The sequence below is a fragment of the Lachnospiraceae bacterium oral taxon 500 genome (assembly GCA_002999035.1).
Classification (GTDB): domain Bacteria; phylum Bacillota; class Clostridia; order Lachnospirales; family Vallitaleaceae; genus W11650.
Map to the genome: position 1 here is coordinate 2,251,505 of CP027241.1, position 20,436 is coordinate 2,271,940.

17 protein-coding genes are annotated in these 20,436 nt (G+C 46.8%); 14 read left to right on the top strand and 3 right to left on the bottom strand.

Translation table 11 applies throughout. The features are described 5' to 3' along the window. The first annotated feature begins 140 nt into the window (after window positions 1-140). The 5 genes from C3V36_10190 (at window position 141) to C3V36_10210 (ending at window position 8,637) form a co-directional block, all read left to right on the top strand. Window positions 141-2,108: a threonine--tRNA ligase gene (locus tag C3V36_10190; protein AVM70515.1), complete on the top strand. Its 1,968-nt coding sequence runs from the start codon at window positions 141-143 to the stop codon at window positions 2,106-2,108. A gap of 111 nt (window positions 2,109-2,219) precedes the next feature. After that, window positions 2,220-3,101, top strand: coding sequence for a hypothetical protein (locus C3V36_10195; protein ID AVM69578.1), 882 nt, complete (start codon window positions 2,220-2,222; stop codon window positions 3,099-3,101). A 46-nt stretch (window positions 3,102-3,147) separates the two neighbouring features. Then, a complete protein-coding gene (locus C3V36_10200) occupies window positions 3,148-5,790 on the top strand; it encodes an alanine--tRNA ligase (protein ID AVM69579.1) in 2,643 nt (880 codons plus the stop codon). Beyond that, on the top strand, window positions 5,750-7,537 hold the full coding sequence (locus C3V36_10205; GenBank protein AVM69580.1) for a hypothetical protein: 1,788 nt from the start codon (window positions 5,750-5,752) through the stop codon (window positions 7,535-7,537). The genes C3V36_10200 and C3V36_10205 overlap by 41 nt, the downstream gene beginning before the upstream one ends. Then, the gene (locus tag C3V36_10210) at window positions 7,534-8,637 is read left to right on the top strand and encodes a hypothetical protein (GenBank protein ID AVM69581.1); all 1,104 of its coding nucleotides are present in this window, start codon (window positions 7,534-7,536) and stop codon (window positions 8,635-8,637) included. Before C3V36_10205 ends, C3V36_10210 begins: the two co-directional genes overlap by 4 nt. On the opposite strand, the gene C3V36_10215 is transcribed toward C3V36_10210, so the two are convergent. Together C3V36_10215 and C3V36_10220 are read right to left on the bottom strand one after the other, a co-directional pair. Further along, window positions 8,638-9,519, bottom strand: a complete 882-nt coding sequence (locus C3V36_10215; protein AVM69582.1) for a GntR family transcriptional regulator — start codon at window positions 9,517-9,519, stop codon at window positions 8,638-8,640. A gap of 70 nt (window positions 9,520-9,589) precedes the next feature. Further along, window positions 9,590-9,817, bottom strand: coding sequence for a hypothetical protein (locus C3V36_10220; protein AVM69583.1), 228 nt, complete (start codon window positions 9,815-9,817; stop codon window positions 9,590-9,592). A gap of 539 nt (window positions 9,818-10,356) precedes the next feature. Between C3V36_10220 and C3V36_10225 the strand changes: the two genes are divergently transcribed. From C3V36_10225 to C3V36_10255, 7 genes are all read left to right on the top strand, one after another. Then, window positions 10,357-11,157, top strand: coding sequence for a PTS sugar transporter subunit IIC (locus tag C3V36_10225; protein ID AVM69584.1), 801 nt, complete (start codon window positions 10,357-10,359; stop codon window positions 11,155-11,157). After that, entirely contained in the window at window positions 11,147-11,977 is an 831-nt protein-coding gene (locus C3V36_10230; protein ID AVM69585.1) for a PTS mannose/fructose/sorbose family transporter subunit IID, read from the top strand. The genes C3V36_10225 and C3V36_10230 overlap by 11 nt, the downstream gene beginning before the upstream one ends. A gap of 122 nt (window positions 11,978-12,099) precedes the next feature. Beyond that, window positions 12,100-12,576, top strand: coding sequence for a PTS mannose transporter subunit IIAB (locus C3V36_10235; GenBank protein AVM69586.1), 477 nt, complete (start codon window positions 12,100-12,102; stop codon window positions 12,574-12,576). 25 nt (window positions 12,577-12,601) lie between these two features. After that, a complete protein-coding gene (locus tag C3V36_10240) occupies window positions 12,602-14,485 on the top strand; it encodes a hypothetical protein (protein ID AVM69587.1) in 1,884 nt (627 codons plus the stop codon). A gap of 146 nt (window positions 14,486-14,631) precedes the next feature. Further along, window positions 14,632-15,639: a UDP-glucose 4-epimerase GalE gene (gene galE / locus C3V36_10245; GenBank protein AVM69588.1), complete on the top strand. Its 1,008-nt coding sequence runs from the start codon at window positions 14,632-14,634 to the stop codon at window positions 15,637-15,639. A 3-nt stretch (window positions 15,640-15,642) separates the two neighbouring features. Beyond that, window positions 15,643-16,164 carry a hypothetical protein gene (locus C3V36_10250; GenBank protein AVM69589.1) on the top strand — a complete coding sequence of 174 codons (522 nt, stop codon included), beginning with the start codon at window positions 15,643-15,645 and terminating at the stop codon, window positions 16,162-16,164. Window positions 16,165-16,296: 132 nt separating this feature from the next. Next, the gene (locus C3V36_10255; protein ID AVM69590.1) at window positions 16,297-18,279 is read left to right on the top strand and encodes a BMP family ABC transporter substrate-binding protein; all 1,983 of its coding nucleotides are present in this window, start codon (window positions 16,297-16,299) and stop codon (window positions 18,277-18,279) included. Here the strand turns inward: C3V36_10255 and C3V36_10260 are convergent. Continuing rightward, a complete protein-coding gene (locus C3V36_10260; GenBank protein ID AVM69591.1) occupies window positions 18,247-18,897 on the bottom strand; it encodes a metallophosphoesterase in 651 nt (216 codons plus the stop codon). The two genes, C3V36_10255 and C3V36_10260, sit on opposite strands and share 33 nt — an antisense overlap. A 244-nt stretch (window positions 18,898-19,141) precedes the next feature. Here C3V36_10260 and C3V36_10265 point away from each other — a divergent pair, with 244 nt between their 5' ends. Together C3V36_10265 and C3V36_10270 are read left to right on the top strand one after the other, a co-directional pair. Beyond that, a complete protein-coding gene (locus C3V36_10265) occupies window positions 19,142-19,417 on the top strand; it encodes a hypothetical protein (protein AVM69592.1) in 276 nt (91 codons plus the stop codon). Next, a complete protein-coding gene (locus tag C3V36_10270; GenBank protein ID AVM69593.1) occupies window positions 19,392-20,408 on the top strand; it encodes a hypothetical protein in 1,017 nt (338 codons plus the stop codon). The genes C3V36_10265 and C3V36_10270 overlap by 26 nt, the downstream gene beginning before the upstream one ends. The last annotated feature ends 28 nt before the right edge of the window (window positions 20,409-20,436 follow it).

Here is a 20,436-nt window from a genome sequence, read left to right on the forward strand (position 1 = left end):
CAGACTTGCATCAAATATAATATGCAAGGATTAGCGGGCAGGCGATTGCGCGGCTTTTCCCCAAAATCAACGCGGACGGCAAAGAATGACCGAAAACAGGAGCGCACAAATAGTTTAAATTGTTGGCAAAGAAAGGAAATATCATGAAAATCACCTTAAAAGACGGAAGTATCAAAGAATACGATAAGCCAATGGCCATCATTGACGTAATCAAAGACATTAATGAAAACTTAGCTGCGGCAGCCACCTTGGCCTTAGTCAACGGCGAAGCCCAAGACCTGCGCCGGGAATTAAACAGTGACTGCGAATTAATCGTTCTGACCGCCAAAGAGGAACGGGGCCTGTCGGCACTGCGCCATTCGGCTGCCCATGTTTTGGCGCAGGCGATTAAGCGGCTTTATCCGGAAACCAAACTGGCGATTGGCCCCTCCACCGAAAACGGCTTTTATTATGATTTTGACCGGGATCCGGCGTTTAAAGACGAGGATTTGCCGGAAATCGAAAAAGAAATGAAAAAAATCATTAAAGAACGGCTGGATATCACTTATTTTGAGCTGCCCCGGGCTGAAGCTATAAAGCTGATGCAGGAAAAAAACGAACCGTATAAGGTTGAGCTGATTAACGATTTACCGGCAGACGCGGTGATTTCTTTTTACCAGCAGGGCGAGTTTGTCGACCTGTGTGCCGGGCCGCATATTATGAATACCAAAGGGATTAAAGCCTTTAAACTGATTTCAACCGCCGGCGCTTACTGGCGGGGAAGTGAAAAAAACAAAATGCTTTCCCGGATTTATGCAACGGCTTTTGATGACAAAACCTTGCTGCAGGAGTATTTGACTCAATTAGCCGAAGCCAAAAAACGGGATCATAATAAATTAGGCCGGGAATTGGGCTACTTTATGACTTCGGAAGTGGTCGGCCAAGGCTTGCCGCTGCTGATGCCCAAGGGAGCAAAGCTGTTCCAGATTCTGCAGCGCTATACCGAAGATTTGGAACTGAAAAACGGCTATGAGTTCACCAAGACTCCCTATATGGCCAAAAACGATTTGTATAAAATTTCCGGGCACTGGTCGCACTATAAAGACGGTATGTTTGTTCTGGGCGAAGAGGGTAAGGACGACGAAGTTTTGGCACTGCGGCCGATGACCTGTCCGTTCCAATACCTGATTTACAAAGCAACCCAGCACAGCTATCGTGATTTGCCGGTACGTCTGTCGGAAACCTCAACTCTGTTCCGCAATGAGTCCTCCGGCGAAATGCACGGCCTGATTCGGGTACGGCAGTTTACCTTAGCTGACGCTCATATCATTTGTACGCCGGAGCAGTTAGAGGAGGAGTTCCGCTCGACCCTGCGCCTGCTGCAAACCATTATGACCGACCTTGGCATTGCCGATAAAATCTGGTACCGGTTCAGCAAATGGGATCCGAAGAACCGGGAAAAATACATTGACGAGCCGGAGGCATGGGAAAATACGCAAAATCTGATGCGCAATATTTTAAATCATATCGGCTTAAACTATACCGAAGCGGATGACGAAGCCGCTTTCTACGGCCCGAAGCTGGATCTGCAATTTAAAAACGTACATGGCAAGCAGGACACTTTGCTGACCATTCAAATTGATTTTGCCCTGGCAAAACGCTTTGATATGACCTATATTGATGCCGATAACAGCAAAAAATATCCTTATATTGTGCACCGTTCATCCATCGGCTGCTATGAAAGAACCATGGCCATGCTGATTGAAGAATATGCCGGCGCAATGCCGCTGTGGCTGGCGCCGGTGCAGGCAATGATCCTGCCGATCTCGGATAAATACGCCGATTACGCCGGCACTGTCAAGGCGCAAATGGAAGCAGCCGGGCTGCGCGTCAGCATTGACAGCCGGAGCGAAAGCATCGGCTATAAAATCCGTTCGGCTCGCAGCGAGCGGGTACCGTATATGCTGATTGTCGGCGAGGAGGAAGCAAAAGCCGGAACGGTTTCCGTCCGCAGCCGGGAAAAGGGCGAAGAAGGCAGTGTTGCCGCTCAGGATTTAATTGCCCGCTTAACCGCCGAAGATAAGAGCAAGTATATTTATCATCAGCATATGACCGCCGAAGAAAAATAAAAGCGATGTGTTCTTACCTGTAAAAGGGCTTGCCTTTTACCGTTTCGCCGCTGTGCGCCGGCAAAAGGCAAAGCCCTGTATAATAAAACCACACAGGAGTATGACTATTTTATGAAAAACAAAGTTTTACAACAAGATTTAACGCAAACGGAAAACCGCCCGGGATCGGTGTTTGCGATTCATTTACTGATGGAAGAACATATACGGATGCCTAATAAAACAGAGTTTGAAAATGTTTTGAAAAAACACTTGGGAGTGATTGAGTGTTTTAGCTATGACCAAAACTCCGCCTGTTTTACGGCCAATGAATACCGCGTTTCCTTTGAAAAAGAGGGCATTACCGCCCATCCGCAGCTAATGATTACTTCCTGCAGCGAAATTCAAAAACCGATTATGGATGAGATCGCCGAAACACAGTTATGGGATTGCCCCAATGCTGCTGAAATTTTAGAATCCTGTAAGTTTCAGGTCATGGCTGTGGATCTGTTGGCTTCCGGCCTGAATTATAAAGACAGAGCCCGGATGCTCACGGCTTATATTGAAGCCTTGGCGGAACTTTATCCGGCCTGCAAAGCCATAGTTTTTGAAAGTTCTAAAAAGATGTTCCCGCGGGAGGCTATTTTAAGCTGTACTTTGCCTGAAAATGAGCGTTTTATCCATTATGCGGTAAATATCCGCTTCTTTCGGATCCAAGGAACAGAAGATATGCTGGTTGATTCCGTGGGAATGAGTACATTGTTTTTACCGGATGTGCAGTATCATTTTCACGGAATGGAACCAAACGCGGTGGTAAATCATGCTTATGATGTGCTTTCCTATATCTATGAGCACGATAACCCGATAGAAGACGGCAATACGATGACAGGTCTTAAAGATGGCAAGCCCGACAGCCAAGTGCAGTGGAAATTGCAGTATGAACAGGCTTTAATTCAGCCGGTCAGAGAAGTAATAGATGTAAATATGCTGGAGCTTGCATCCGGAAATAGAGAATAGATTAGGAGGAGAAAGCAGAGATTTGCTTTCCGAAAGGTGATATCAAATGAAAAAATATGGTGTAAATGATTTACGGAGAATGTTTTTAGAGTTTTTTGAAAGCAAGGGCCATTTACGAGCAGGCAGCTTTTCATTGGTGCCGCGCAATGATAAATCGCTGCTATTGATTAACAGCGGTATGGCGCCGCTGAAGGCTTATTTTACCGGTCAGGAAATTCCGCCCCGGAAAAGAATGACAACCTGTCAAAAGTGCATCCGCACCGGTGACATTGATAATGTCGGCAAAACCAGTCGGCACGGCACTTTCTTTGAAATGCTGGGCAACTTTTCTTTCGGCGATTATTTCAAAAAAGAAGCGATTGCCTGGGCCTGGGAGTTTTTTACTCAGGTGTTGGAAATCCCGAAAGACAAGCTCTATGTATCTATTTATGAGGAGGACGACGAAGCCGCCGATATTTGGCATCTGCAGGAAAATGTGCCGACCGATCGTATCATCCGCATGGGCAAGGCGGATAACTTTTGGGAGCATGGCTTAGGCCCCTGCGGCCCCTGCTCGGAAATTTATTTTGACCGCGGCGAAAAATACTATCAAGGCGATAACTTTGAAGAAGGCGCCGAAGCCGACCGCTATGTTGAGATCTGGAATTTGGTCTTTACTCAGTTTGAAAAAATGGAATCCGGCGAGTATGTGCCGTTGCAATTCCCCAATATTGATACCGGCATGGGCCTGGAGCGCTTAGCCTGCATTATGCAGGAGGAAAATTCGATCTTTGACGTTGATACCGTCAAAGCCATTCGGGATGAGGTTTGCCGCATTGCCGGAGCAGTTTATCAGGAAAACGAACAAAAGGACATTTCGATTCGGGTCATCACCGATCATATCCGGTCGGTTACCTTTATGACCTCAGACGGAATTTTGCCGTCCAACGAAGGCCGGGGCTATGTTCTGCGCCGTCTGCTGCGCCGGGCGGCTCGTCACGGGCGTTTGCTTGGCATCAATCATGCCTTTTTAAGCGGCCTGGCTGAAAAGGTCATCGCCACCAGCCATCAGGGTTATCCGGAGCTGAAAGAAAAAGAATCGCATATCCTGAAAGTCATTGCCATGGAAGAAGAGCGTTTTGCCGAAACGATTGATCAGGGGCTGGGCATTTTACAGGAATATTTGAACGAAGCCAAAGCTGCCGGACAAAAGGTTTTAGACGGAGCGAAGGCCTTTAAATTATATGATACCTATGGTTTTCCGCTTGATTTGACGATTGAGATCTCGGCCGAAAGCGGGCTGAGCGTTGACGAAGCCGCTTTCACTGAGGAAATGCAGGCGCAGCGGGAAAGAGCCCGGGCTGCCCGCGAGGAAACCAATTATATGGGAGCGAAAGAAACGGTTTATAATAAGCTGCCGGTGGAAATGGCCAATCAGTTTATCGGCTATACCGACCTGACCGCCGTTTCTCCGATTTTAGAAATTACCCATGAGGAAGAAATCGTTGACAGTGCCGAAGCCGGTCAAACCATTACCGTATTTGTTAAAACTACGCCTTTTTACGCCACCAGCGGCGGTCAACTGGCCGATAAAGGCTTTTTGCAGACGGAAAGCGGCGAAATGGAAATTTTAGATGTTAAAAAGGTGGTCGGTCATAATATCGCCCATATCGGCAAGGTCATCCGCGGCAGCATCAAAAAAGGACAGGCAGCCGATTTAAAGGTGGATGCCGAAAATCGCTTTGCTACCGCCAAAAACCACAGTGCGACCCACTTACTGCAAAGAGCATTAAAAAATGTACTGGGCGACCATATCGAGCAGGCCGGTTCCTCGGTCAGTTCCGAGCGCCTGCGTTTTGACTTTACCCATTTTCAGCCGGTCAGCAAGGAAGAGCTGGAGCAGGTTGAAAAAGAAGTCAATCGCAAGATTGCCGAAGGCCTGGATATCAGTATTCAGGAAATGCCGGTTGACGAGGCTAAAAAACTCGGTGCAATGGCGCTGTTTGGGGAAAAATACGGCGATATCGTTCGGGTCGTCAATATGGGCGACTACAGTATCGAGCTTTGCGGCGGTACTCATCTGACCAACACTTCACAGGTCGGTTTGTTTAAGATTGTATCGGAAGCCAGTGTTGCCGCCGGTGTCCGCCGAATTGAGGCTTTAACCTCGGAGGGAGCGTTTGCTTACTTAAAGGCAGAAGAAAATAAGTTAAAAGAAATTATGGCTTTGGTTAAAACCGACAGCCATCAGGTCTTTGCAAGAATTGAACAGTTAATGGAAGAACTTCGGGATTTGCGTTCAAAGAACGAACAACTGAGTGCCAAGCTTTCCGGCAACGCTGCCGAAGAATTATTATCTCAAAAAGAACGGATTGGTGAGGTAGAAATTCTGCTGGCTGAAGTAAAAGATGCCGACAATAACAGCCTGCGGGAACTGGGTGACAGCCTGCGCGACAAGCTGGAAAACGGTGTCATTGTACTGGCCGGCACTAAAGACGGCAAGGTTTCCCTGGTCGCTATGGCAGCAGATCAGGCAGTGAAAGCCGGTATTCATGCCGGGAATATCATCAAGCAGATCGCCCCGATTTTGGGCGGCGGCGGCGGCGGAAAACCGCAGATGGCACAGGCCGGCGGTAAGTTCGCGAAAAAAATTGAGGAGGCTTTAACACATGCAAAGCAAATCATTCAAACCCAACTGGAAAAGAAATAGCGGGTTAAGCGACTTGAGCAAGCGGAGCAATTTAAACGGATTAAGTTACTTAATCCGTTTAAAGGAATTGGCCGGAAATGATTTAAGCCGCCGGAAAAAGAATTGGTTTTCATTTTGTTTGGCGGCGGTTTTATGCGTTTGGACATTGACCGCCTGCACCGGGGCAAATAGTGCCAGCGATTCGACCGGTAAAGAAACAGCGGTCGAATCCAGTGTTGGCCTCTCCGGGCAGCAGACCAAGGAAGCAGCGCCGGTTAAATCCGTCAAGGAAGAAACCACAGATGAAAACAATGCTTCCAAAGAACAGAGTACCCAAGCAGAAAAGCAGCCGGAGCCGGATGTCTACCATGAATGGTCGTTTCTGGCAGTCGGTGATATTATGGTGCATAAGGAGCAGCTAAAGAGAGCATATCAGCCGGCCAGTGACAGCTTTGACTTTACTCCCAGCTTTGTCTATGCTCAGCCCTTTATTGAAAGTGCCAACTATGCCTTTGCCAACTTGGAAACCACTTTGGCCGGACGAGGCAGCAATACCAAGTCCGAAAGCGGCAGTGTTTACCGGGGTTACAGCGGTTATCCGAACTTTAACGCACCGGAAAGTTTAGCTGACGCTTTAAAAGCGGCCGGTTTTGACTTTCTGGGTACAGCAAATAATCATTCTCTGGATAAAGGCTTAACCGGTGTAGTGAATACTTTGGCCTATCTGCGCCAGATTGATATGCCTCATACCGGTACTTTTGATACACCCGAGGAGCGCGATACCTTAAAAATCGTCGAGAGCGGCGGCTTAAAAATCGGGATGATTGCTTATACCTACGCAACCAACGGCATTTCCCTAAAAGCCGAAGAAATGTACCGGATCAATACCTTGGATAACTATCAGGCGGCTCAGATTGAGCAGCTTTATGAAAAAGTGCGCCAGGCCAAAAAACAGCCGATTGATTTGCTTTTTGTCATGATGCATTATGGCAATGAATATTGGGAAAAACCGGAAAAAACCTATCAGGCCGGCATTACTCAAAAGCTGATGGAACTGGGTGTCGACATGGTTATCGGTTCGCATCCGCATACCTTGCAGCCTTTGATTTACGCCGAGGATGATACAATTTTGCTGAAAAAATCGGAAACCGAGCAGGCACCGGTTCTGACTTCTGACTCCCGGAAATCAGAAAATACCGTATCCGGTTTAGCGGAAGTTACCCCCAAAACCAATGAAAATGAGGCTGTCAAAGCGCCCGCCCAAGTAGAATCGCCGGAAGCAGCCGGTGAAGGTCAAAATAAAAACGCAGAAAATACCGCTGTTCCGGCAGCTGACAGCAGCACCGGCACAGAAAAACTTCCCTGGAACGTGGCCGGTATTTATTCCTTAGGAAACTTTATCAGTTCCCAGCGGATTGTCAGCGAATACAAAACCGACACCGATACCGGCGCGATGATGAAATGGGTCTATCAATGGAAAAATAAGGAAAAGCCTGTACTGGTCAAGATTGGAATTCTGCCGACGATTGTTGTCTGGCAGGACGATCGGGTAACGGTGCTGCCGATTAATGATATTTCGATTGCTGCCGCCAAGGCTGATCCGAGCATGAAAATCACGGCTTACACCGAGGGCAGAATCGAAAACGCCAAAAATACGGTTTTGAAACGTCTGACCGCCTTTTTCCCGGATAGTTTAATTAACTCCATGCAAACAGAAGGGGATGGTTTTACCTATTTGTACCTGCACCCGGAAATAAACAGGAGATGATTATGGAGCAGACAGAAATCCGGCGGCCGCGCTTGGAGGAACTGGATATTTGCAGGGCCATTGCCGCGCTGTCGGTGCTATTGATTCATATTACGGCAGTCCCGGTTGGGGTTATGGATAAAACAAGTTTATTGTTTCGCCTTTTTTTTGCCGTCAACCGGGGACTGCAATATTCCGTTCCGCTTTTTTTGATAATGAGCGCCCTGCTGGAAGCGTATGCTTTAAAAGGAAAGGAAGCTTTTGATTTTAAAGGGTTTTACCCAAAAAAGAGCAAACGGGTACTGTTGCCGTATTTGGCCTGGTCGGTCATCTATATGGGCTTTAATTTGCTGTTGACCAAATTCGGCTATTTTCAGGCCATGAACGAAGCCCGTGAACTCATAGATATTTTTGTTTGGGGAAAAGCGTATTATCATCTTTATTTTTTAGTGATTTTAATGCAGTTTTATCTTTTGCTGCCGCTGCTTTTTTACAGTCAAAAATCCGGCAGCTTACGATGGTTTTCGGGACTGTTCCTGTCTTATCTGCTGCAAATCGCCTTTTATTACGGCATTGGCAAGCAGATATACCCTTATTTTCCGAATATCATTATGACTTTTCCGTGGTATTTTTTTGTCTTAAACGGCGGCTTTCTGCTGGGGCTTTTTTATCGGGAAAAAGAAAAATGGCAGCGTTGCCGGCCCTGGTTTGGGCTGATTACGCTGCTGAGTCTCCTGTACTATTTATGGAAATGCTTTCGGCTGGAGTATGTGCCGCAGGAGCCGATTGCCCTTTATATGCCGGTCTGGTATTTATATACTTTTGGTATTTCTTTTTTATGGCTGGATATATCGGCAGTCATTGCCTGCCGCAGCGGCAAATGGGTAAACGGTTTAAAAACTATCGGAAAATACTCTTACGGTATTTATTTGATCCATCCCTTGGTTTTAACCCTGCATTTAAAAGTGCTTGACCGCCTGCCGGTACCGGGCAGCTTTTTATATGCTTTGATGATACTGGCCTTGACCGCTTCGGTTCTGCTTATTTCTTTGGGGGCGGCCCGATTCTTGTCCGCCGGCCGTTGGGCTAAATATACAGCCTGGCTGATAGGCGGGAAGTAATTATCTTTTTTGATAGGTTAATTGATATTTGGGCGAGTTCAAAGTCAATTCCGTATAATCCATAACCTGGCCGTTACTGAGATAGGTGGTATTGGCTACCCGCAGGATTGGTGTATCAAGCGAAACAGCAAATAAATCAGCGATTTTGGGAGAAGGGTGAAGCGGCGTTACGGCATGGTTGCTGTAAGCGATCGTCAGCCCTTTTTCTTTTTCAAAATATTGATATTTGGAGCCTTGCAGGATTTTAACGGAAATATCCGGATACAACCGGCTGGACATATAAGTTTTTTCAAATTGCAGGATATCTTCCCCGCCATAGCGAACCCGCTCGATAAAATAAACCGGCTCTCCCGGCTGAATCTCCAAAATAGAGGCAATATTAGCCGGCGCCTTTTGCAGCATAAAAGTCAGGACATCCGTCCGCACGCTCAAGCCGAGTTTAGCCATAGTTGCCGAAAATCCCTGAATAGAGCTGGGAATCATGGCAACCGAAGGGCGACAAACAAAGGTGCCCGCTCCGGCTACCCGGCGGAGCAGACCCTTGGCCACTAAATTATCCGTTGCCTTGCGAACCGTTACTCTGGACACATGATAAGTGGCGGACAACTCTGATTCCGTCGGAATCAAATCATCTTTTTTATAATATCCCAAATTAATTTTTTGCAGCAAATCATTTTCAATTTGCTTATATTGAGCAATTCTTTTTTCAGTCATAATATCCTCCCTTTTTTTATTTATCCGGCTCAAATAGCCGGCCAGCCGGCAGATGAAATCCGTTCCCCGGTAAAATGCCAGATGAAAATCCTCCTGCCGGCAAGCCGGCGCCGGATTTTTGTGCTTTCGTCCATGATACAGGATTGCTCCGGCTGACGCCTCCCGCAATCCCTACAACAATATTCGTAATTCGCACGTTTTTCTCCGAAAAACGGCTGCTTACTCATATTGTTGCGTGTCAAAAGTATGAAAATCCTCTCGCCGGCAAGCCGGCGCCGGATTTTTGTGCTTTGATCTTTGGGGTTTCGTCCATGATACAGGATTGCTCCGGCTGATGCCTCCCGCAATCCCTGCAACAATATTCGTAATTCGCACGTTTTTCTCCGAAAAACGGCTGCTTACTCATATTGTTGCGAGTCAAAAGTATGAAAATCCTCTCGCCGGCAAGCCGGCGCCGGATTTTCATGCTTTTGACTCTTGTATCATTTTAAAGTATTTTGGTATAAATGACAATACATTTGAAAATAATTTTTCAAATTAAAAGGCAGAGGCGGATTTAAAATTTTTGTCGGAGTTGAATCAGGTCAAGAACAGCCGGAGTTTTGTATTAAGGCAAAATTATAGGTATCTACAAATCAAATTTTTATATTACTTATTTCCAGAAAATGTATTGACATTTAATCAGAAAAGGAATATATTAAGAATAAGAGGTTATTTTATAAACATTTTATACATCTTGGCCAAGAGACAAAACGAAAGGGGCTGCTTATAATAGGAATTATTGTATTAGGTCATGATCATTTTGCCGACGGAATCAGCGGCAGTTTGGAAATGCTGCCGGGTAAGGCGGAAAACTATGGAAAAATTAATTATCTGCCGGATGACTCTTTGGAGGATTTGTGACCTTTTACCAAAGTGAATGCGACGCAATATTTTACATTCAGGCTAAAAGGCAAGGATTTTACAAAAGAATAGGAACTTAACAAACGGTAAGGAGGCGAAAATATGAGTTTTATACAGGCTCTATTAATTGGATTATTTGCGTATCTGGGAAGTAAGCGGACGCCTTGGGTATTTGGCGTTACCGGCGGATGGAATATGATCGGCCGGCCATTGGTTGCCGGTTTGATTGTCGGAATTATTTTAGGTGATGTCAGAAGCGGTGTAATCGCCGGCGCTATGGTTCAGGCTTTATTCATTGGCCAAATTACTCCCGGCGGAGCAATGCCGTCGGATGTCAACTGGGCGGCTTATATCGGAATTCCCCTGGCTTTGGCCGCCGGCGGAACCGGCGAACAGGCAGTTGCTTTAGCAGTACCTTTAAGTATGCTTGGTTTAGGATTATTTAATTTTATCATGACCATCAATGCTTATTTCCCGCATTTGGGCGATAAAGCGGCCGCACAGGGCGACGGCGTCGGAATTCACCGGGCAACCTATTTAGCCGCCGTTCCCAGTTTCATTCTGCGGGCCGGCTCGGCCATGCTTATTTGCTACTTAGGCGCACCGGTCGCGGAAATGGCAATAAAAAATATGCCGCCTCAGCTGCTGCATTTCTTTGCTGTTGCCGGCCGGATGCTTCCGGCAGTTGGTTTTGCCATGCTGCTGAAGCAGTCCTTATCCAAAAACTGGATGATTGTCTTGTTTTTAATGGGCTGGATCATTATCGGAGCAACCAGTATGACGGTTACCGCGCTGGCGGTTTTTGCCACCGGCATTGCTTTCCTGTTTGTTATGGCGCAGGGTCAGTCCAAACCGGCGCCGGCTGCCGAAAAAAATGAGGAGGATGACTGTTATGAAGAATAAAAGCTCATTATTGACGAAGAAAGATATTAATAAGGCCGCCTGGTCATATATTTTCTTTTCACAGGCTACACAAAACTTCGAACGGATGATGGGTCTGGCCTTTTGCCATGTGCTGGAACCAGTTTTAAAGAAATTATACCAAAACAATCCGGATGAATATCAAAAAGCGCTGCAGCGGCATATGCAGTTCTATAACACGGAACCGCAGCTGGGTGCGCTGATTCCCGGTATCACCATTGCCATGGAAGAAGCCAGAGCACAGGGGGAAGACGTCAGCGAGGAACTCATCGTCAATACCAAAAATGCCCTGATGGGACCATTTGCCGGCATTGGTGATTCCATGATTATCGGGACTTACAGTCCGATTTTACTGAGTATTGCCATGAGTATGTGCTTGCAGGACGGCAATCCGATCGGACCTCTCTTTTTCTGCGCGGTATGGCTGACGACCATTGTCGGTATGCAGTGGTACCTATTCCATAAAGGCTATTCAATGGGTATCGGGGCAGCTAATTTGTTTTTTACGCAAAAAGCTTTGGCTGATCAGATTACAACCGGGCTGACAATGATGGGACTGATGGTCATCGGCGGAGTAGCGGCGACAACAGTTAAAGCCAATGTCATTTTTCAATTTGTCAGCGGCGAAATGAGCATTTCCATTCAGGAAACCGTCTTTAATAAGATTATGCCGGGCGTTTTACCGCTGATACTGACGCTGGTTTCCTGGTATTTGCTGGATAAGAAAAAATGGAGCGCCGCCAAATTGATTTTGGCCATTGTTTTATTTGCCGCAGCAATGGTGCTGTTGGGAATCATGTAATCGGAAAGGCAGATAAAAGGAACCGACAAATCCGGCTGCAGTCCGTCAAAACAGGCGGCACTGCGGCCGGACTTTGAGATGCAGACAGACAATCATAAAGAAAGCTACGATAGGAGGCATATATGAAAATTGTCAATATCCGGATTGACGACCGCCTGATTCACGGTCAGGTGGCGGCTGTTTGGAGTCTTTTTACCAAAGCAACCCGCATCATGGTGATTGACGATGCGGCAGTTAAGGATACGATTCAAAAGGGAGCACTGAAAATAGCTTGTCCCCAGCAATGTAAGCTGTCGATTTTAACAGCAGAAAAAGCCGCTCAAAATCTGAAAGAGCAAAAATATGAGGGCGAGTCGGTTTTTATCATTGTTAAAGGGCCGAAAACCCTCAGAAAGCTATACGACCTGGGCTTTGGCATGGATACTGTCAATGTCGGCAATATGGGCGGCAAGCAAAATACCAAAATGGTGAAAAAAGCCGTCAGCGTCAGCCTGGAGGATATTGAAGATTTCTTATATTTGGCTGGACACGGTGTTCACTTTACCGCGCAAATGGTGCCGGATGATGAGGCCTCGGATTTCATTAAATTGCTGGCTTAATTTCTTTGTCAGAAAGAAGGATACTATGGATAAAACGACAGTAAAAAATAAATACGGCATTTTTAGCGCTACGATTCCGAAAGAGGTTACCGCCGGCGGTGAAATCGGCTGGCATATCCGGTTTGAACTGGCGGCGCCGGTGGCGGCCGGCGGTGGGATGCGCATTTTGTTCCCGGCCTATACCCATCAGCGTTCGTCCGAATATGTACAGAATATTGACTACTGGCAGCCGCATTTTTTATATGCTTATTTTGAGGAAGAAGACGCTCGCTTGATCACCCGGGTTGAAAAAATAAAGACTGACTTCAGCCATATTTTGCGCTGGAAAGACAGCGACCGGATTGCCGTGATTGAAGCAAAAGAGGAATGGCCCGCCGGAGCGGTGCTGCATATTGTGTACGGCGGAATTGACCGCATGTGGCTGAAAGGCTATGCTGCCCCGACCAGGGCACCGCATCATGCGGCGCTGGCGTCCGGTAATTTTTTAAATTACGAAGTTTCGCTGGATTGCTCGGGTAAAGGCGAATATCAAAAATTAGATATTTTGCCGCCGGTTAAAGTCGTGCCGGAACAGGCGTATTATTTGACAATCACCGCGCCGACCTGTGTCCGGCCGGGAAAAGAGTATTTGATCCGCTATACGGTCAGCGACCGCTTCCGCAATCCGCTGCCGGCTTCCTCGCTGACGCCGGTTTTTACGCTCAGGAATTTAAAGACCGGAGAAGAACGACCGCTGCCGGAGAATTGCTTTGTTTTAAGCGAGGAAGGTTTTTATGAAATTGATTGTCAAAACCGGGAGCTGCATATCGAAAAAGCGGCGCTGGCCTGCAAAAAAGAGGCTTCTCCTGTTTTTTGGGGCGATACCCACTGCCATACCGTTTTAACTCCCAATATCCGGGACAACAACAACGGCGCCTGCCCGCAGGACGCCTATCAGTATGCCCGGGAAACGGCCTGTCTGGATTTTGTTGCTTTGATTGAACAAACTTTCTTGTTCGATGAGAACGAAAGGCTGAACATAACATCCAGTCTTTGGCAAACCATCCGGCAATTTTCCAATCAAAATTATCAGCCGGGGCAGTTCGTGACTTTTCCCGGCTTTGAGCTGCACAGCCGGCGGGGTGATACGGTAGTGGTTTTGGCCGAGGATATGGCCGACTTTGAATATCCGGCCGAAGCGGAGGATATATATGATATCTGGCGGCTGTACCGGGGAAAGAAATACTTGTCGATTCCGCATTTTCACCGCTATTGCGGCGGACGACCGCAAAAAGATCAGCAGGAGCAGCAGCACAGCGGCTTTGATTTAAAGAACTGGGAACCGTCCGATGAAGCCGAAGCGCTGTGCGAGTTTTATTCGGCTCAATGGGGGCGCTTTGAGTACCCGCATAATCCGATGCTGCTGAAAGCCATGTCCAATATTGCGGAAAATGATGTTGTCTCCTTCTTAAACCGGGGAAAACGCTGGGGAATAACAGCCGGGAGCGATGACCACGACTCGATGCCCGGTCATGGCGGTCTGACGGCGGTTTATGCCGATGAGCTGACCAGGGAAGGGCTGTATAACGGTCTAAAAGCCCGGCATACTTATGCCACCACTCATACCAGAATTTACTTAAATTACCGGCTGAACAATACGCCGATGGGTGAGTGTTTGCCGGTTGACAGCCTTGGTAAAGAAAATACCGATTTTGTCCTGCATGCGGAAATCGCCGCACCGGAGCAAATTCGCTCGCTTTCTCTGATTGTAAACGGGGAAGTTTATCAAAAGCTTGCTGTTGGCCAAGCCTATTGGCAGGCGGATTTGAAATTACCCAAAGCCGTCCTCGGCACCGGCAGCTATTTGTACCTGCGGGTTAAACTGGAGGATGAAAGCATCATCCTTGGCAGTCCGATCTGGGTATCGTAAAATTTCCGGCCGCCTGACGGTTATCTGAAATTTCCAGCCGCCCGGATTGACAGAAGCGCTGATTGGTGGTATTCTATAAGCTCAAGAGAGAGGGGCGCCGGACGTTCCTGTCAGCGTAATTTTTGAACTAATAAGAGGAGGCAATTATGGCAATTTTAGTAACCGGCGGCGCCGGCTATATCGGCACCCATACCTGTATCGAACTGATAAAAGCAGGTTATGAAGTAATTATTTACGATAATTTCAGCAATTCTTCTCCGGAAGCGGTACGGCGAACCGAAAAAATCACCGGCCGTTCGATTCCCTTGGTAGAAGGCGATATTTTAGATGAAGAAAAATTAAGAAGCGTTTTCCGGGAAAATAAAATTGAATCGGTGATTCACTTTGCCGGATTAAAGGCAGTCGGCGAATCGGTCGGTATGCCGCTCAAATACTATCATAACAATATTACCGGTACTTTGACGCTGTTAAAAGTGATGCAAGAGAGCGGTGTCAAGAAAATCGTGTTCAGCTCCTCGGCCACAGTTTACGGCATGAACAATCCCGTTCCGTTTAAGGAGGATATGCCGACTTCAGCCACCAACCCCTATGGCTGGACCAAGCAAATGATTGAAATTATTTTAAAAGACCTGTATACTGCCGATTCCGAGTGGAGTATTGTGCTGCTTCGTTACTTTAACCCCTTGGGCGCACATGAAAGCGGAACGATCGGCGAAAATCCAAACGGTATTCCCAATAATCTGATGCCGTATCTGACTCAGGTAGCCGTCAAAAAAAGAGAGTTTTTAACGGTCTACGGCAATGACTATGATACGGTCGACGGCACCGGCGTCAGAGATTATATCCATGTCATGGATTTGGCAAACGGTCATGTTCAGGCAGTAAAATACAATGAAACCCATACCGGCGTAGAAGCGGTTAATCTGGGAACCGGCCAGGGCTTTTCGGTACTGGAAGTGATTCAAACTTTTGAGCGGGTCAATCAGGTACCGGTGCCGTATCAAATTTCCAGCCGCCGGCCCGGCGATATCGCATCCTGCTATGCCGACGTGGAAAAGGCTAAACGGCTGTTCGGCTGGCAAACGCAAAAAACACTGGAAGATATGTGCCGGGATTCTTGGAACTGGCAAAACAAAAACCCGGAAGGATATTAAAATATGATTAATGACGTATTTAATGAGCAGCTCATCAAAAAGCAAAAAACATCAGCCGATACTTTAAAAATGGCGGCGATTTGGGGCGGAGCGGTAATCGTAAGTGCGGCACTCTCCATCTTGGTGCCGTATATCGGTGTCATGCTGGCGGTATTGGTCATCTGGGGCGCTGTCGTTCTCAGCGGCCGACTGAAGCAGGAATTTGAGTATTCCTTTACCAACGGCGATTTGGATATTGATGTGATTTATAATCGCTCCCGCCGGAAACGAATCGTAACGATTGATACCAAAAAGCTTTTAGGCATGGAAAAGGTACAAAATAAGGAACAGGCTGCCAAGGGCTATGATAAGGTGCTGGATCTTTCTTCCGGCATTCAGTCAGACGAGCTTTACGGACTGGTTTATGATATCGACCACAAAAAAACCCGGATTTTTATTGAGCCGAATGAATCCATCCTCAAAGGAATTCAAACCTTTGCTCCCCGGTCGGTAACCGGCCGTTACGGTGCGGTCAAAAAGGATTAAGTAATTTTCTCAGCTTTCCTCGATTTAGACGGTTTTTTGCGAGTAACGTTTTAATCGAGGAAAGCCGGGATGTTTTGGTTGGTTTTTCCGCAGCGTTTTAATCCGGATAAGTAAACTCAATAAGGGGGAAAAATGGATAGTAATTTATATTTATCAGAATATGAGGAAGCCAGAAGAATCGGGTTAAGAGAAGCCAATCGGGCGCGAATATCCGGCGGCAGCCCTTATTTGATGCCGCTGGAGCAAAGCGTTCCCTCCGACCGGATTTTGTCGGAAGTGGAGCTGGAAACCCAGGAGATTATGATTAAAAAAATCGCCGGCACCAAGAACCAGGGCCGATCCACCTCTTTTTCCTGCGGTTTTATGCCGCTCTTGGAAGAAGAGAGTGAGTTTGCATCCAAATGGATTGCTTTGTGTCAGGCTCATAACGAAGAGGGCATTCGTGATCCGATCATTGCTTATGAATATCTCGGCCGCTACTATGTGCTGGAAGGCAACAAAAGAGTCAGCGTCTTAAAATATTATAAAGCGGTGCAGATTATGGCCAAAGTCATTCGGCTGGTGCCGAAGTTTGAGTATGATACGGAAGAACTTCGCATCTACCGGCAATATTTGGATTTTTACAAAAAAACCAAGATCAATTTTTTATGGTTTTCCAAAATCGGCAGCTTTCCCAAATGCTACCGCTACATTGAAAAGTTTAATTGGAGCGGGGAAAATATTATCCATTTCAAATCCTTTTATTTCCAGTTCCGGTCAGCTTATTATTCCTTAAACGGAAATACTTTGCCGATTACCACCGGCGATGCTTTCCTGTATTATTTGGATATTTACGGCTACGATCCGGAACTGGTCAATTCGCAGATTACCCGGCAGCTGAAAGCCCTGTGGACCGAACTGGAAAATCTGCCCAAGCCCAGCCAACTGGACTTGACCCAAAGCGAACAGCGTGAGCCCAAATCCGTTAGCTTTTTATCGGATCTGAATCCGTTCGGGGCCAGCCGCAAACATTTAAAAGTGGCCTTTGTTCATGCCGGCAGCGCTGACAGTTCGGAATGGGTCTATCAGCATGAATTGGGGAAAAATCATGTCGACTCTAAGCTGGAGAGCCGGATTTCAACGGAATCGTTTTTCAATGTACCGGAGGATGAAAGCGCTTATGACACGATTAAAGAAGTGGCCGAAAAAGGCTTTGACGTCATTTTTACCACTTCGCCGACCTTTATCTTTTCCACGTTAAAAGCGGCGCTGGAATATAAGAGCACCATTTTCCTGAACTGCTCGGAAGCAATGTCCTACCAAAATGTCCGTTCCTATTTCGGGAGGATTTTTGAGGCACATTTTTTGGCAGGGATTGTGGCCGGAGCAATGACCGAAACCAATATCATCGGTTATGCGGCAACCTATCCGATTCCCGAGTTTATCAGTTCCGTCAATGCTTATACCTTGGGCGCCCGATTTGTCAATCCGCATGCCGAGGTGTATTTGAAATGGGTATCGGAATGCAAGGAAAACTGTCTGCCCCGGATCAAAGCAACCGATGAGCAGTTTGCCAGCTTAGGAGCCGATATTGTTATGCATCAGGAGTCAAATGTGCTGACGAATAAATTGCAGTCTAACGGCCTTTATTTTATTCGCGACCGCTATCCTTCCAATCAGGAATTTGACCCTGAGTTTAAAAATTATCTGGCTATTCCTTTGTGGAACTGGGGTGTATTTTATGAGAAAATTCTGGTCAGTATTATTAACGGCGATTACAGCCGCTCCAAATTATTCGGCCCCGGCGAAAATGCGGTTAATTACTGGTGGGGATTGAGCTCCGGCGTAGTAGAATTCTTTTATTCAAAAAATCTTTTACCCAGAGAATTGAAGAACACGGTGGAGTTTATGAAAAAAATGATTAGTCTGGGGAGTTTTCAGCCGTTTTCGGGCTTAATTTATGATAATAAGGGGAATAAAATACAGGACGAAGGACAGATTATGACCGGACAGGAAATTATGTCCATGGATTTTCTGATTGAAGGCGTCCTGGGCAGCATTCCGAATATTACCATCCGGAAAGGGCAGGACGCCTTTTTGGATTTACTTGGCGTGAAAAAACGATATGAATCTTGATTTTTTCTGATACTGAAAACCATTCGGTTCATAGTCGAAAATATAATACTGATAGCCGTTAATGGCGGTGGTTTGCATGATTTGCTGCCGCCGCTTTATTTTATGCGAATAATTCATATGCACATGGCCGTGCAGAAAATAAGAGGGCTTATAGGTTTCCAATATTCGGTTAAAGCTGTCAAACCCCCGATGCGGCAAATCTGTCGTTTCATACATACCGAGGCCGGGCGAGTGAGTTACCATGATATCAATGCCGCCTGCCTTTTCAATCTTGCGGGAAATGGATTTGACCCGTTTGGCCATTTCTGCTTCATTATACTGAAACGGTCCCGGTTTATAACGATAGGAACCGCCCAGCCCCATAATCCGCAAGCCCTTAACCGTCACCACCTGATCATCAATCAAGTCGCATCCGAGGGGCGGATTACGCAGATAATCCGAATCATGATTGCCCGGTACATAAAGCAGGGGAACCGGCAGCATAGTGACAATAAAAGAAAGATACGAAGCTTTCAGATCGCCGCAGGAGATGACCAGGTCAACGCCGGCAAAAGCTTCCGGATCAAAATGATCCCAGATATAGGTAGATTCAGCATCCGCTAAAACTAATATTTTCATAGATTACCGCCTTGTTTCATAGAATTTCGTAAAATTTAAGTTGAATTAGTAATCAGTATACCATAATCAAGAAAAATTACAAGTAGCTGCCGGCTGAAAATCAAGTTTTTCAAAGTTCGGCACCATGAATATTACTCATAATTCACTGAAAGCTAATTACAAGTGCCTTGCCTGAACTGCCGTTTTTAAAAACGCAATATTTTCAAAGGTTTTATTAGCTTTTAAGTTGACACCGGCCGCCGGCATGCGTTATTATAAGTTTGATCAGACCGAACTCTTTTCCCGGCGGCAGCGTTTTTATTCAGCGGCTGTTAATGCCCGCAGAGTTTCGCTTGGCTGTGCGGCATTTTGTCTGCTCGCGGGGCAGGGCGCATGCCGGAAACTTCCGGCGATCACGAAACAGGTAAAGATATGGCAACGCAATACAAAACAGGAGGGACAGGATGCGACTACAAAAAGGAAAATGGATAATAACCGCCCTACTGGGAATAACGATGATCTACGGGCTTTTGGGCTGTGACGATTCGGCCAAGTCCCAACCAGAGGAAGGGCTTCCCGGCGGGGTACTTAATCGTACCGATCCCGGCGCACCGAAAGTGATAAACTCCAAGGAGATCTCGGCGTTTTACACTCGCTTTTACTTAGCCACCCGCTGGACCGATGTGGAACAGGAGAAGCATATGTTTGAGTTCCGGGTTCAGCCGGATGAAAACGGCGTCTTAACGGCATCGGAATACATTTCCGGAATCCGTTTTCCGGCAGACCAAAAATTGCTGACGGCTTTGCAGCGGGTGATCGAACAGGAAAAACTGGCGGGCCAAAACGGACTTTACCGCCTGACCGCCGGCCTGCCGCCGGAGTATCAGGAATGTAATCTGAAAGTCAATTACGCTTCCGGAGAAACCCTCAGTTTTACGGTCAATAATGACCCTTACGCCGCATGGACGGAGAAGATTTATACCGTATTCGCGGACTGGTTTGCCGATCATGGGAATCGTGACCTGTACCCACCGAATGAGGCTTCGTCCGTCAGCTGGTTTGAGCTGGAATATATGGAAAACGGCAAGCGCGTAATGTATGAAAACCGGAAGGTCAGCGAAGATGAAGCCATTGGCGGCCAAATGCATCTGCTCGGCAAAGAGGTCTGGGATGAGGAGGCGGGAACTATTATTTCCGAACAGCAGATCGCTTTGCCGGAAGGTTATTTCGCCGGCCTGACAGCGATTTTAGTTGAATATAATTTTTCCGTTAGCTATGACTTTAGTCATTTTAATCACGCGACCAAGCGCTTAGATAACCATGAAGCCGGCTATTACGGTATGGGCAGCCGGACAGCGGCGGATGACGAAGCAGATGCCGAAAACATGTCACTTTTCCTGTATATGGAATACGAAAGCGGCCGAAGAGTCAGCGTCCAGACTCAAAAAGCCAGTGAAATCGAAGGCATGAAACCGATGCTGACTGAGCTTTTAGAATACAACGCATCGTTTTTTGACGGAATGGTAGATTGATCGGCATTTAGCTATTAGCGGGGATTCT

Bases quoted from the DNA above. Each gene is read 5' to 3' on its own strand.
- C3V36_10195 (AVM69578.1), top strand. From the start codon at position 2,220: ATGAAAAACAAAGTTTTACAACAAGATTTAACGCAAACGGAAAACCGC.
- C3V36_10200 (AVM69579.1), top strand. From the start codon at position 3,148: ATGAAAAAATATGGTGTAAATGATTTACGGAGAATGTTTTTAGAGTTT.
- C3V36_10205 (AVM69580.1), top strand. From the start codon at position 5,750: ATGCAAAGCAAATCATTCAAACCCAACTGGAAAAGAAATAGCGGGTTA.
- C3V36_10210 (AVM69581.1), top strand. From the start codon at position 7,534: ATGATTATGGAGCAGACAGAAATCCGGCGGCCGCGCTTGGAGGAACTG.
- C3V36_10220 (AVM69583.1), bottom strand. From the start codon at position 9,817: ATGAAAATCCGGCGCCGGCTTGCCGGCGAGAGGATTTTCATACTTTTG.
- C3V36_10225 (AVM69584.1), top strand. From the start codon at position 10,357: ATGAGTTTTATACAGGCTCTATTAATTGGATTATTTGCGTATCTGGGA.
- C3V36_10230 (AVM69585.1), top strand. From the start codon at position 11,147: ATGAAGAATAAAAGCTCATTATTGACGAAGAAAGATATTAATAAGGCC.
- C3V36_10235 (AVM69586.1), top strand. From the start codon at position 12,100: ATGAAAATTGTCAATATCCGGATTGACGACCGCCTGATTCACGGTCAG.
- C3V36_10240 (AVM69587.1), top strand. From the start codon at position 12,602: ATGGATAAAACGACAGTAAAAAATAAATACGGCATTTTTAGCGCTACG.
- galE (AVM69588.1), top strand. From the start codon at position 14,632: ATGGCAATTTTAGTAACCGGCGGCGCCGGCTATATCGGCACCCATACC.
- C3V36_10250 (AVM69589.1), top strand. From the start codon at position 15,643: ATGATTAATGACGTATTTAATGAGCAGCTCATCAAAAAGCAAAAAACA.
- C3V36_10255 (AVM69590.1), top strand. From the start codon at position 16,297: ATGGATAGTAATTTATATTTATCAGAATATGAGGAAGCCAGAAGAATC.
- C3V36_10260 (AVM69591.1), bottom strand. From the start codon at position 18,897: ATGAAAATATTAGTTTTAGCGGATGCTGAATCTACCTATATCTGGGAT.
- C3V36_10265 (AVM69592.1), top strand. From the start codon at position 19,142: ATGCGTTATTATAAGTTTGATCAGACCGAACTCTTTTCCCGGCGGCAG.
- C3V36_10270 (AVM69593.1), top strand. From the start codon at position 19,392: ATGATCTACGGGCTTTTGGGCTGTGACGATTCGGCCAAGTCCCAACCA.